We start from the raw sequence: 13480 nt of genomic DNA, 5'->3' as shown, positions 1-13480 counted from the left end.
GCGCTAATAACTGTAATTGAATAGGCGTTCTCTTTTTTGGGAAAACGCCTATTTTTCTAAAAGTAAGGGAATTATTTTTAGAATACCGCACAATAATCACGCGATAATTTAAATGGTAGATTGCGGTAAACTACAGATATATTCTATCCTATTCTGCACATCTAATTGATTATCATAGCCATCTATAGTTTGTTAGAATCATATTTAAATGGCAGATTGCAAGAAATAACTTGAACAAATTTAGTAACGCAGATTACGCAAAAAGATCTCAATCGGTGTTCGCCAATTTAAACATTTGAGTGGTCGGGAATTCAAATACCAGTTAATTTGAATCAATTCATCATCGGTAATCTCATCAATCGGTTGACCTTTGGGAATGAAGCGGCGTAGTACTCGGTTGCGATTTTCATTACTGCCTCGTTCATGTGGCGAATAAGCGTGCGCAAAGTACAGCGGAACACCGGCCTGTTCTTCAATCAAATTGTAGTTGGCGAATTCTTTCCCATGGTCAACAGTAAGGGTCTTGAGATTATCTCCTAACTGGTTAGCCAATTCTAAAATAGCCTTGGTCATTGAAGTACTATCTCGTCCATTAAACCGTTTAACGATGGTAAGCCGACTCTTACGCTCGACAAACGTAGCTACTGCTTGACCTTTACGTTTTCCAGATAAAACTGTATCAGCTTCGAAGTGACCTGAAGTATTACGATCAGAAATTTCAGCTGGACGATCTTCGATGGAACGTCCATGACTAAAACTACCACGGGTTTCTTTAGATCGTTTGCGACGAATACCATGGTCAGGTAAATCAGTCACATTAATATCCAGTAGTCCCTGATCAATCCAGTTATAGATGGTTTTGTAGGCAATTCTAACTACATGAGCCACTTGTTCAATTGACCATTTTTGGATCTTGATTTTTTCTTCAATCAATCGCTTTAGGTTAGTCGTTAAGATGGTTTTACGACCACGATGACTAAGTTTAACTTCATGGTCAGTTTGAGCCTTAACTGCGTGATACTCACCAGCTAAGCGATGAACCTCATTAAAGATAGTGGTTTTACTAAAGCCTAAATAATCGGCAATATATTGAAGTGAGTGCTTTTCATGATGAAGTGTTTCGATGACAACGCGGTCTTCAAATGATAAAATAGTGGTGCCCATAAAGGTCCTTCTTTCTAGTGGAATGTTGTGGTGACACCATTAAAGACCTTTACGGGTTTTTCTGTCCACTAATATGTTCAACTTAAATTTTACAATCTACCAAAAATAAAAAAGCCCCTTCAGGCTTTTTTTGGTCATGCAACTAATTGATCCGCATATGTTCTAAGGCTTTCATCATTAATTCAAAATCAGAACTGTTGATGAATTTGAATTGTTCGGCTTCTAATTTATTGAAGTTTTCAATTAACATGTAAGCCGTTAGGTACCGTTTTAGCGCATCTTTGCTGGCGCGGGTGTCGTCGTCTGCTTTTAAATTAGAACCACCAATAACTGCCAATGCAAATTCATTAGGATCAATCTTAATTTTCTCTTTTGCCACAATGAAACCTCCAAATTTTTTTCACGTTATTACACTCTAGTTGATTGGCCTAGTGCTGGTCAATGGCAAAAAAAGGTTTATTAGTGATGATTAGTATTTTATATACAGGTACAACGCTTTCTAAAATTTAGTTATGTGCTATAATGACTAAATAGCAAAAATTCGAATAAATTACCTGCCGCCGGGTGGGCTGTAAGCATGGTTATCATTCCGTTAGGTCGTTGTCGGAATGGTAGCGATGCTTTATTTTTTTGCTAAAGTTTTGGCAATTGGAGGAATTTATATGGCGTGGATCTATCTGATCGTGGCGGGTTTGTTTGAAACTGTCTGGGCGACAACGCTTAAAATGAGTCATGGTTTTCAAAAGCTAGATTACTCAGTTTACACAATTATTGGTATGGGACTTAGCTTTTGGTTGCTGGCTAAAGCAATTAAAACGTTACCGTTGGGTATTGCTTATCCGATTTGGACAGGAATCGGTGCTTTAGGCACGATCATTTTAGGGGTCACTTTATTTGGTGATCGACTGTCGCCGCTAACTTGGGTGTTCGTCGGACTCTTGCTGATCAGTATTATCGGGATTAAAATAACGGTACATTAACTTGGAGGAACAGATAATGAGTACAATTCAATTAAAAAAAGTCACTTTAGCCGACTTAGCGATACTACGGCAAATTAGTATTGAAACGTTTACGGATACATTTGGGGCACAAAACACGCCGGAAAACTTAAAGGCTTATTTAGATGCAGCCTATCAGCCGGCCAAGCTGCAACAAGAATTAAGTGAACCAGCGGCGCAGTTTTATTTTGCTTACGTTGATGGGTACTTAGCGGGTTATTTAAAGCTCAATCATGATGCAGTACAAACTGAAGCGATGGGTAATGTAGCTTTAGAGGTGGAACGAATCTATGTGCGGACAACTTTTAAACGCCATGGCTTAGGCAGTCGCATGATTGCACAAGCGGAACAAGTCGCGCAGCAACTCGGTAAACAGAAAATCTGGCTAGGGGTGTGGGAAAAGAATTTTGCGGCACAACATTTTTACACGAAGCTTGGGTTCGTTCGGACTGGGCAACATGATTTTATGATGGGTGATGATCGGCAAACGGATTTTATTTTAACGAAACAGCTTTAAAGCTTGGTGTTGCGTCGTAAAGCTAATATAATGGATGCAAGATGACGAAAAAGGAAGTTAACTCATGATCCATTCAAAAGTAACGGTTGCTGATTATAATTGGATCGGCACGGAAAAGTTGACTGCAGAAGAACAGACACAATTGCAACAAACGTATGGTTTGACGACTGAAATGATCACCTACGTGACTGATAAAGATGAAAGCCCCAATTATGTTTATGATTCGGATACGGCTGATGAATTATTCATTGTACATGTACCCTATATCATTAATTTGGCGCAATTGCGCTACATTACACGACCAATCAGCTTTATCATCCACGGTAATACCGTGTTTACCTTTAACGAAAGTGGGCTAGACTGGGTTACGCAGATTTTTACCAAGGTGCAGCAAAATACGGCAATCAAAACGGCCGATCAGTTCATTTTACAGACGTTGTTTGCGTTGATGGATAGTTATATTGCCATCGTCAAGGCGATCACTAAAAAGCGTAATCAACTAGACAAAGTATTAAATAAAGAAGCAAAAAACGCGGATCTGATTGCACTATCGTATTTACGGCAAACGTTGACTTTCTTTTTAGGTGCAGTCCAATTTAATCTCAATTTACTACGTCACTTGCCACGGACCCATTTTGGCTTGGCGATTGGTCCGGCGAAGCAAGAAGTGTTGGAAGACGTGACGATTGAAGCCGAACAGGTCCAATGGATGATCAATATTGAAACCCAGGTCGTCGATCGCATCGGTGATACGTTTGACAGCATCGTCAATAATAATCTGAATGATACGATGAAATTACTGACGATTTGGTCACTGACAATGGCAGTGCCAACGATCATTACTGGCTTTTTTGGCATGAACGTGCATTTACCGTTGGCCAAACTAGGCGGGGCTTGGTTACTGACGATCGGCGTTTCGATCCTATTGATCGCTTGGTTGCTGATTGGTTTGAAGTTACATCATAAATTGTAGGTGTGAATAATGAAGACACGCATAATTAAGGTTGATCAGTTGAATTTTAATGTGTTTGATCAAGGTATGGGCGAGCCAATCGTTTTATTGCATGGTTTTCCCGACTCATTAAAAGTTTGGCGTAAATTGATTCCTCACTTGCTGGCAGCCGGCTACCGCGTGATTGCTTATGATCAACGGGGCTTTGGTGCAACCGATGCACCAATTGGCGTGACTAATTACCGTAGTCGGAACATGATTGCCGATCTCGTCGGTATTTTACGGACGTTACACGTAACTGAAAAAGTGAAATTGATCGCGCATGATTGGGGTGCCAATATTGGCTGGGGTGCGGTGATCGCGCATCCGGAATTATTTTCATCCTACGTCACATTAGGGGTAGGTCATCCCACTGCTTACGCTAAAGCTGGCGGTTTTGAGCAACTCAGAAAAAGTTGGTATGCGGTGAGTTTCTTAGCCAGTGGTTGGGCGGAAAAGCTTTATTCACAGCATAATTGGGCTTTGTTTAGAAAGTTTACCAGAAACAATCCTGAAGCCAGCCGTAATTGGTTACCTGACTTACAACGACCGGGGCGTTTGACGGCAGCGTTAAATTGGTATCGAGCTAATTTGAATCCTTATTATTGGGAATCTCAAGCTGTGAAAGTGGATCGGACGGTGGACTTACCAGTACTAGGTATTTTTGGTGAGCAGGATCCTTATTTAAGTTACGCGCAGCTGCACAATTCTGTACGGTATGCGCCGCAGTTGAAAATTGTGGCGATCGTTGGTGCTGGACACTGGCTACAGCTTGAAAACACGACGTTGATTTTTCAACGGATCAGACAGTTTTACGCAAAATAGAGGTGCGAGCAATTATGCTCACACCTCTATTTTTATCCGCTCATTCATTTCCTTAAGTTAATTATCCTGCAAATCAAAGGTAATTTCAAGACTGTTTCTATTGTAGAAAAGTTGGTATGCTAGCAACCTAGATCATGGTTTGAATTTGGGGAGGTCATTGCTTGGATAAACTATTTGTGCAAGAACAGCAGCGATTAACTGATCTTTTTCAGCAACTAACAGTAGAACAGCAACATTTCTTACAGCTACAGAAGCAAAATCAACAACAAGCGTTGCAAGTAAAAGGTGGTTTGGCGCAGGATGCAAGTCTGAATATGGCTAATATTAGTGATAATTTAGACACTTTTGCGGCTTTGGAAGCGATGAATCGTGAGATCGATCAATATCATTTTTCAGCTAGTGTGCTAGCCAATAAAATCCAACAATTAAAGTTATTATTACCAGCTGCTTATTTCAGTAAAATTGTCGTGCGCTTTGCTGATGAGCCGACGGAAAGTGAAACTTTTCATATTGGAATTACTGGTTACCAGAATTGGGCTGGTGAAGATGTAGTGTACGATTGGCGCTCGCCAATTGCCAGCTTGTATTATGATCAAGTGCTGGGGGCCAGTGCGTACACGGCTAATGGCCAGATAATTGAAGCAACCATTGATCTACGGCGTCAATTCCAAATTGATCATGAACGGTTACTGGGATATTTTGACACGCAATTAGCAGTGGAGGATCCGTTATTGATCGAGGTGCTAGCTCAAGATCACCAGCAATATTTGACTGATATTACGGCAACCATCCAGAAAGAGCAGAATCAAATTATTCGTGATGAACAGACGGATGCGCTAATTATCCGCGGTGTCGCCGGCAGCGGCAAGACTTCGGTGGTCATACAACGTATCGCTTATTTACTTTATCGCAATCGGCAGAAGGTAAAGGCTAGTGATGTGCTGTTGTTGACTCCTAACAAGTTGTTTAGCGACTACGTTTCCCACGTTTTACCGACCTTGGGTGAGGAAAACCCCTGGCAAGCGACTTATCAGCAATTACTCACACAAACCGTCCAGCAGATTCTGGGACCAACCACTGCATTTGCAGATTGGCCGGCAGGAACTAGCCATTTGGCGCAGTTAACAACCGCCTTAACGACGATCACAGTTAGCGTGGATTTGTTTCAGAATTTATCAAATGGACTTGATACGACGCGTTTGTTAGCCCTTGTTTGAACAAACACCAACCAACGCAACGTTAGCTGATCGCCTGGAGTCAGTCCGTTTGAATTTACAACAACTACTCACTCAAGACGTCCGTACTGCCGCCACCAATGAACAAATTTTGGCTGAATTAGATAATTTGACCACTGCACAGCAGGTGAAAATATTTGGTCGGCCAAGGCAGGTCAACAATGAGCGACAATTAGCACAGTATGCACGGAAACTGCGCCGGTATCAGTTAACCGATTTAGCGACTCAAATCGATCAATACGCTTGGCTAGATTGGTCAGCTTGGATGCAACAACTATTACCAGGCATTACTGCCAGTTTGACGGATCTTGTTTTTGTATTGATACATTTAACTAAATTCAACTACGATCAAATCAAGTTTTTGATGGTTGATGAATTGCAGGATTATCAATTAGACGAGTTACAATTAGTTACGATGCTATTCCCCCGCGCAAAATTGACCTTACTTGGTGATGAAAATCAAGCAATCAACACGAATACACCTGGTTTTGACCAGATAGTAACGCAACTGCAAGTGCAAGGAAAATCGGCACACTTATTTGAATTGACTAAAAGTTATCGCTCAACGCAAGAGGTCACCACCTTATTCCGTGAGTTTGCGGTAGACAAGAATTTAGAGATGGTTTCTGTGCAACGCCACGGCCAACGACCTGAATTACGGTCAAGTTCTGATTTTGCTAGTATGTTAGCTGATTTAAATCAAGTGTTGCAGCAAGAAAATTCCGGTTCAACAGCAATTGTTACGTTATTACCAGAAATGGTCGAGTCCGTTTACGCAGGTTTAAAGGCGCTGACACCAACGCTGGCGCTTGTGAAAAATGGTGGTATGACTACCAAACAAGCTGTGATCTTGCCGCTGACCTTAGCTAAAGGTCTAGAATTTGACCGCGTATTACTATTAGATGTGAGCCAAGCACAATTAGCCGTAGTAACACCAGAACGTCTGAATAAGTTATTGTATACCGGAATTTCACGGGCAACCAAAACCGTTCAGCTGTTTGCTTCAGGTACAGTGCATCCTACAGTAACCGCTGCATTTCAAGCAATTAAATAAAACAAGGTCAGCATAACACGCTGCCTTGTTTTTATTTAAGCTGTTATTTCCGTAGTAAGATCTGATTTAGTGGCTTATGTTCGCTAGCTTGACCATGATCGTTACTTTTACCAATAGCAATCAATAATAGTGGCACATAACGTTCCTTGTCGATTCCAAATGCAGATAAGATTTCGTTATGATTGAAACCAGTCATTGGGTTGGTGACGTAACCGCGATTTTGCGCGATCAACATTAATTGCATACCAGCTAAACCGGCATTTAAGGCATGGTTGGTTAAAGTACCCGCATCTGGTGCCGGTGTGCCATGACTAGTGCTAAAAGCTGACGCATCATCATTGACTAAGTCAGCGACAATCAGCACTAAACTACTGGCGGTTTCGATTTGACTTTGATTAAAGCTAGCCTGTTGTAGTAACTTAGTACGTGCTTCTGGTGAATCGAGTACTAAGTAGCGCAACGGCTGTTTGTTCATTGCAGTGGGCGCTAAAGCAGCTGTGGCAATCATGTCATCAAGTTCGGTAGTAGAAATGGGATGATTTGTTTCATAGCGACGTACACTGTGCCGTTCGTGAATAATTGTTTCTAACTCAGCCATAAATAGGACTTCCTTTTAATAGTTTTGCTTACTTTTCATTATAGCTTAATTAAGCGCTGTCAGTGCAGTATAATATGCTTAACACAGCTATAAATTATTGAACGGAATAAATTAGCCACTTTAGAGTGGGTGTAGAGGAGGAATTTTTGTGCAAGCGGCATATATTAAACGGACCGGCGCGCCAACAGAAATTCAATTAGGCGAATTACCGATGCCGTATGTAGCGTCACATGATGTTTTGATCAAGGTTAAAGCAGTTGCCGTCGATCATGTGGATACTTTTATTCGCGGGGGAAGTTTTAAGACTCAGCTGACGTTTCCGTTTATTATCGGGCGTGACGCGGTAGGAACTGTGGTGGCAGTGGGCAATGCGGTTGATCAATTCAAAAAAGGCGATTTAGTCTGGACTAATAGTATGGGCTATGCCGGACGCCAAGGTGTAACCAGCGAATATGCAGCGATCCCAGTGGCGCGCGTCTTCAAAGTACCTGCGGCCGTTAATCCACTGCAACTAGTGGCAGCTGTCCATTCAGGAGCAACGGCGGCTATTTTGTTGGCCGATATTTTCCAGGTGCGGCCTGGTGCGACTTTATTAGTAGAGGGCGCAGCAGGCCATGTTGGTCGTAAATTAATTCAATTGGCACACGATATGGGCTTGACTGTGATCACAACTTCGCAGCCGTGTGACTTTGCGCAATTAACCAAATTAGGTAGTGCAGCGCCGTATGATTATCAGACAGATTTTACCGTCGAAATTGCTGATAAATATCCTCAAGGTATCGATTATATCGTTGATACTTCTGGCCGCGTAGCGTTACAGGCCAATCTAGATCTATTAGCACAACGGGGAACCGTGGCGCTGATCACTGCGCCAGCAACTGATCAATTTGATTTCCGGGTGCGCGAATTTTATACGACTGATAAAAATATTGCCGGCTTTGTCATTAGCCATGCGACACTGAGTCAGCTGCAGCAAGCGGCCAAAACATTGAATCATGAATTCAGTCGTGGTCGTTTGCTGGAGGATAAATTGGCGGTTAATGCTTTTGCCTATGCGGCTCAAGCTCACCAATTATTGACCGCTGGTAGCAGTAAGGATAAAATCATTTTGGTTCCAACGGCGGATGAAATTGATTAGTGTTATATGTTATTGTAATAAGAACATCCGGAGTTTAAGCACCAGCTTTGATTAAATCAAGTAGAGGAGTTTTCTATGGAAATCAACCGGAAACGCATTATTCAAGCTGCAATCATTGGCGGCCTATTTCTAATTATTTTAATTTATCCAAAACAGATTTATGGGGCATTCACCAATATTCTCGGCGTGATTTTACCATTGATTCTTGGGGGTGCGCTAGCTTATGTGTTGAATTTGCTATGTGCCCGTTTGGAAAAATGGTACTTTCCACACACAAAGAAGCGTTGGTTACAAAAAAGTCGCCGTCCAGTGGTGATCGTGGTGGCGTTGCTGATCATTATCGCGGTTATTTTAGGTGTCTTACAGTTGGTGATCCCGAAGTTTGCCACTGCACTCGGTGATTTTTTCACTTCTGTACCAACGATCGCAAACAATACTGCCAATTGGCTTAAAGATACTGATCAGTTACCATTGATTACCAAACAATTGGAATCAATGGAGATCGATTGGCAGTCGATTCAATCAAAAGTGATGCAATATTTCACCAGTGGTGTGAGTGGAATTTTTGGTTCGGCGTTCACGATTTTTGGTAATATCACTAAAGGAATCGTTAATTTCTTCTTAGCAGTAACTTTTGCTATTTATATTCTTAGTAGCAAGGAACGGTTGGCTAATAATGTACGTCGCGTTAGTCACGCTTTTGTGCCACAACGCGCGCTAGACAAAATTCATTATGTTTTGCAGGTAGCCAATAAAATGTTCAGCAGTTTTATTGTGGGTCAAGTTACCGAAGCATTTGTACTGGGAACGTTGTGCATGTTAGGAATGTGGCTATTTAGATTTCCTAATGCGGTGCCAATTGGGGCATTTATCGGTATCATGGCGTTGATTCCAATTTTTGGTGCGTGGATCGGCGCGGCAGTTGGCTTCTTGCTGATTGTTGTTGATTCACCACTTAAGGCATTCCTGTTCATTGTTTTTATTTTAGTGTTGCAGCAACTGGAAAATAACCTGATTTATCCGCGAGTGGTCGGCACTTCGATCGGCTTACCTGGAATCTGGGTGTTGGCGGCGATCACGGTCGGTAGTGGTGTCGCTGGCATTATTGGCATGTTACTGGGAGTACCAATTACAGCAACTTTGTATCAATTACTCCGTGATGCCACGAATAAACGGGCACCGGCTAAGCCTCAGAAAAAAGCTGAAGCGGCCGAGAAGTAAGGCTAAAAACAGTAACTATTTTGCTGCTCTGCGAACGTTCCGCTACAATAATGTGATCTTGCCACCACTAGATGAGTAATGTTCTACCTGAATTATGCATATGCATCAAATTGATTGGCCAAATTATCAGTTTTACGTAATTTCTCTATATTCACGACTTGGGCTAGTCATGACTAGCCAAGTTTGACTTAATTTAGTTAGTTTGATTAGTTTTCATACTTGATCGCGTCAAAAAAGTAGCCACTAATCCCTTGGTCAAACACAATAATTTTAAAAAATTTTAAAATTAACTGCGCTATTTTCTTAGTTGGTCACTAAGGGGCTTAACGTGTGAATGTTAGCTAATAAGGCTTCGATCTGCTGGCTAAAGACGTTGCTTTGCGCCAGATGAATGATTATTTTTCCGGCGTGACGGGCTAGTTTTCCAGCAACATGAAAGATTTGAAAGCGTAGTGTACTAATGGTCGTGTTGCGCTGCTCTTTTGGTAAGGCCATTAACTTCATCAAGGCAATCAAGTTATAGGCAATGCCGCTGATAGTTGCCCGCGCGGCATTGGCAGTAAAGGTGTGGCTATTCGTCTTATCCATAAAAAAGCCGGCTTTACTTTCTTTGATCAGGTTTTCCATGGCCCCACGCTTTTGATAGGCTAAGTACAATAATTTGACCCCGGCTTCAGTCATATTAGTGACCACATATTGCCGTTCAAAGAATAGTTCACCTACTTGATGCGTCGATTTTACTAGGACGCGCCGATCAATCGACCAGCTCTTGGCCGCGTAGTTGAATTCACCATAGATGACCGAATTCTGATCAAAATGCTTGGGCACTACTGGTGTGAATTCATCAGCTAGTTGGTCTAAAGCGGCGTTTCGCTTCAGGCGGATCACATATTTTACATCATAAAATTCGCAGAGCGTATAAAGCTCAGGCGTCGCAAAACCACTATCACCGCGTAAAATCAACTGAACATCAAACGGCAATTCGCAAAAAGCCGCAAAGATCGGGGCTAAGAATTCTTTGACACCAGTGCTGGTGTACTGATTGCCTGGACGTTGCTTGATTCCTAAAAGCAAATTCAGCTGCGCGATATAGGCCACTAGCGGATGGAAACCAGTAACCCCATAATGCGCATTGAAACTAGCAGCTTCTTGATGACCAAAGGTATCACAATGCGTCGAATCAACATCAAGCATGACCGTGTCAATATGGTTAGTCCTGATATAATCGAGCGCCAAGGTTAAAATCAAACGGTTCAAGTGCAGAACATCATCACAAGTTAGCGCACTTAAAAAACGAGAAATAGTCGGTTGTGGTGCTAAATCAGTCGTCCCATGGACCTGTTTCATGACTGGGTCGTGTTGTAGCGCGTCGGCCGCGACATCATTGCCGTAACCGGCAATATTCAGTTCCAGCATTTGATTGAGTAAGCTAGTTTTAGAATAATGAGGGCCAATACGTTTTTCGCTTAATTGTGCCGCCGCTTGATCAATAGTTTGGTCAAGACCAGCTGCGTGCTTAAATTCGGCGTAAAACAACAGGCCTGCGTTATTTGAAAGTTGAACATCATCAGTCTTAATTTTGATTTTAGGGTTGAATCGCAGTTGGGTTTCGTGTAAGTTAGTCATGAGGCATCTCCTGTGTTCGTTATTGTTTGGTCGCTATAACAATAACACGGAAGGTGCTTTTTTGGTACACCATTTTGGTGAAACCCTCAATCAAAGATAAAACGATGGTGTAGCAACATTCTCGTTAAGGTTTAGGAAAAGATATGCATAATTCAGGTTCTATTATATTTAGCCTGAAAAATTAGTTGAACAGAATAATAAAAGCCACTAAACGCTAAGTTACCGCGTTTAGTGGCTTTTTAATAAGATCAATGAGATTAGTCGCGATGCAACACCGTGCTGATCAAACTGATTACGCCGATCGAGGCACTAGGAAAAGCAAAAATCATTTGGTCTAGCGCAGTTGCGGATAAGTGGCCGTCAATGATCATGGTCAGTAAGTTGATCAAGTCAGGGGCGTCGTTACCGTATAGACTAGCACCAACCAAGTAGTTATCTTGATCCAATACCAAGGTTAATTCAGCGTCGACTTCATTTTTATATTGGAACATCAATTGCTGACCATAAGGGACGACTTGTGTATGGTAAGTGGCTGAATCAGCTGCTTCCGCAGTAGTCACACCAATTTGGGCTAAGCGTGGTAAAGTGAAGACGACTGACGGAATTGCTGGGTACTTGATTGCAGCCGTGTTGCCGAGAATTTGTTGGGCAATATAGTTGGATTCAAAGGTTGCCGTTGGGGTCAAGCGGGGGATTTGTTTGTCGATCACGTCACCGCTAGCATAAATACTTGATACGGCGGTACGTAAGTGATCGTCAACCACGATGCCGCCACGAGTTGTTTGGATACCAACTTCTTCTAAGCCCAGGCCTTCGATGTTGGCAACGCGGCCAGTGGCATCAAGGACGTAATCACTAATTAATTGCAAGCCAGCTTTAGTTGTAACCAAATAATGATCATCTTCAGCAGTAACCTGGCTAACTGCTTCGTTAAAGTGGAAAGTCACACCAGCAGCTTGTAATTTAGTAACTAATTTAGTGACATGACGCTGATCGAAGGCATTCAGTGCATGGTCGGCGAATTCAACAACATCAACGCTGCTACCAAGTTCGATCGCCATCGTTGCGAATTCTAAGGAAATGATCCCAGCGCCGATAAAGGTGATCCGTTGCGGCATGTTAGTTAAGTCAAGAAAATCACGGCTATCATGTAGGTATTCACGGCCCGGAATGTTTAATTTAGCGGCACGTTGGCCGGTACCAATGATAATGTTGTCGGCAGTAAATTGATCATCTGCGACAGCAACTGTATGATCATCAACTAAGCGGCCAGCACCCATAATGAGGTCGATACCTATTTGTTGGAACAACGCAGTCATTTGTAACGGTAGTGGGTCAATGATTTTATGCTTATAAGCCATTAATTCTGCCCAATCAATTTTAGTACCGTTATGTACCCCGATACCATTATATTGTTTAAGTTGGGCTAATAATTCAAACGGGCCATCCAATAGAATTTTAGGGTCACAACCATAGTTAGTACAAGTGCCGGCAATGGTATCTTTTTCAATGATTGCCACCGATTTACCTGCTTGTTTGAGCGTTACTGCAGCATGCCAGTTTGCGTGACCACTGCCGATAAAAATAACATCATAATGTTTCATTGTGAGTTCCTCCGTTTCGTTTTTGATTGTTTAATCGTGCACGACTGATTATTAAAAAGTAAAAGGCGGACTTATGCTAGTGTCGCCTCTAATGCGTTAACTAATTCATTATTGACTGCCAATGCAGTTTCGTATTTTGCAATGTCCAACTTTTCATGACTGGCGCAAGCGCTGATGGCAGCGTAAATATCACTTTGTCGTGTTTTAGCCATATCCGTCAGTTTGACATTTAATTGTCGCCGATCATTAGCTGGACGAACGCGAGTCAACCAGCCAGCATTTTCCAATCGCTTCAATAATGGGGTCAAAGTATTGCTGTTTAACTTTAACTCGGCGCCTAATTCATGAAGTGGTTGGTCGTCATGCTGCCATAATGAAAGTAAAACCAGATATTGTGGGTAAGTCAATTCAAATGGCGCTAACGCCTGTTGATAAAATTTACTGAACAAGCGGCTGGCATTGTAGATCGAAAAACAAAGCTGATTGGCCAACTGCATTTCGTCACTCAT

Annotated in this window: 14 protein-coding genes; 8 read left to right on the top strand and 6 right to left on the bottom strand. The window is 42.2% G+C overall.

All coding sequences use genetic code 11. The features are described from left to right. Positions 1 to 240 precede the first annotated feature (240 nt). Together LC20001_RS11130 and LC20001_RS11125 are read right to left on the bottom strand one after the other, a co-directional pair. On the bottom strand, positions 241 to 1164 hold the full coding sequence (locus LC20001_RS11130) for an IS30 family transposase (RefSeq protein WP_099267157.1): 924 nt from the start codon (positions 1162 to 1164) through the stop codon (positions 241 to 243). A 142-nt stretch (positions 1165 to 1306) separates the two neighbouring features. Then, the gene (locus LC20001_RS11125; RefSeq protein ID WP_010012393.1) at positions 1307 to 1543 is read right to left on the bottom strand and encodes a hypothetical protein; all 237 of its coding nucleotides are present in this window, start codon (positions 1541 to 1543) and stop codon (positions 1307 to 1309) included. A gap of 283 nt (positions 1544 to 1826) precedes the next feature. Between LC20001_RS11125 and LC20001_RS11120 the strand changes: the two genes are divergently transcribed. The 6 genes from LC20001_RS11120 to LC20001_RS14620 all read left to right on the top strand — a co-directional run bounded on the left by LC20001_RS11120 (position 1827) and on the right by LC20001_RS14620 (position 6784). Beyond that, positions 1827 to 2144, top strand: a complete 318-nt coding sequence (locus tag LC20001_RS11120; RefSeq protein WP_029507944.1) for a DMT family transporter — start codon at positions 1827 to 1829, stop codon at positions 2142 to 2144. 16 nt (positions 2145 to 2160) lie between these two features. Then, the gene (locus LC20001_RS11115) at positions 2161 to 2679 is read left to right on the top strand and encodes a GNAT family N-acetyltransferase (RefSeq protein ID WP_010008948.1); all 519 of its coding nucleotides are present in this window, start codon (positions 2161 to 2163) and stop codon (positions 2677 to 2679) included. Positions 2680 to 2743: 64 nt separating this feature from the next. Beyond that, positions 2744 to 3652, top strand: coding sequence for a magnesium transporter CorA family protein (locus tag LC20001_RS11110; RefSeq protein ID WP_003680836.1), 909 nt, complete (start codon positions 2744 to 2746; stop codon positions 3650 to 3652). Between the two features lie 9 nt (positions 3653 to 3661). After that, positions 3662 to 4495, top strand: a complete 834-nt coding sequence (locus LC20001_RS11105; RefSeq protein ID WP_010008951.1) for an alpha/beta fold hydrolase — start codon at positions 3662 to 3664, stop codon at positions 4493 to 4495. Between the two features lie 161 nt (positions 4496 to 4656). Then, positions 4657 to 5712, top strand: coding sequence for a UvrD-helicase domain-containing protein (locus LC20001_RS14625; protein ID WP_010008952.1), 1056 nt, complete (start codon positions 4657 to 4659; stop codon positions 5710 to 5712). A 49-nt stretch (positions 5713 to 5761) separates the two neighbouring features. After that, positions 5762 to 6784 (top strand): UvrD-helicase domain-containing protein, encoded by a 1023-nt coding sequence (locus tag LC20001_RS14620; protein ID WP_235804471.1) that lies wholly within the window; start codon positions 5762 to 5764, stop codon positions 6782 to 6784. A gap of 43 nt (positions 6785 to 6827) precedes the next feature. Here the strand turns inward: LC20001_RS14620 and LC20001_RS11095 are convergent, their stop codons facing one another. Beyond that, entirely contained in the window at positions 6828 to 7382 is a 555-nt protein-coding gene (locus LC20001_RS11095; protein ID WP_010008955.1) for a nitroreductase family protein, read from the bottom strand. A gap of 148 nt (positions 7383 to 7530) precedes the next feature. On the opposite strand from LC20001_RS11095, the gene LC20001_RS11090 reads away from it, so the two are divergent. Both LC20001_RS11090 and LC20001_RS11085 read left to right on the top strand, forming a co-directional pair. Then, on the top strand, positions 7531 to 8520 hold the full coding sequence (locus tag LC20001_RS11090) for an alcohol dehydrogenase catalytic domain-containing protein (protein WP_010008956.1): 990 nt from the start codon (positions 7531 to 7533) through the stop codon (positions 8518 to 8520). Positions 8521 to 8595: 75 nt separating this feature from the next. Continuing rightward, complete coding sequence (locus LC20001_RS11085; RefSeq protein ID WP_010008957.1) at positions 8596 to 9741, top strand: AI-2E family transporter; 1146 nt, start codon at positions 8596 to 8598, stop codon at positions 9739 to 9741. A 303-nt stretch (positions 9742 to 10044) separates the two neighbouring features. Here LC20001_RS11085 and LC20001_RS11080 read toward each other — a convergent pair whose 3' ends face one another. The 3 genes from LC20001_RS11080 to LC20001_RS11070 form a co-directional block, all read right to left on the bottom strand. After that, a complete protein-coding gene (locus tag LC20001_RS11080) occupies positions 10045 to 11367 on the bottom strand; it encodes an IS1380 family transposase (RefSeq protein WP_099267102.1) in 1323 nt (440 codons plus the stop codon). A 257-nt stretch (positions 11368 to 11624) separates the two neighbouring features. Next, positions 11625 to 12971 (bottom strand): dihydrolipoyl dehydrogenase family protein, encoded by a 1347-nt coding sequence (locus tag LC20001_RS11075; RefSeq protein ID WP_010008958.1) that lies wholly within the window; start codon positions 12969 to 12971, stop codon positions 11625 to 11627. Positions 12972 to 13042: 71 nt separating this feature from the next. Beyond that, complete coding sequence (locus LC20001_RS11070) at positions 13043 to 13480, bottom strand: MarR family winged helix-turn-helix transcriptional regulator (RefSeq protein ID WP_010008959.1); 438 nt, start codon at positions 13478 to 13480, stop codon at positions 13043 to 13045.

It is taken from the genome of Loigolactobacillus coryniformis subsp. coryniformis KCTC 3167 = DSM 20001 (assembly GCF_002706425.1).
Classification (GTDB): domain Bacteria; phylum Bacillota; class Bacilli; order Lactobacillales; family Lactobacillaceae; genus Loigolactobacillus; species Loigolactobacillus coryniformis.
Note: the sequence above shows the minus strand (reverse complement) of the source record. Positions and strands in the feature narration are given on the sequence as shown.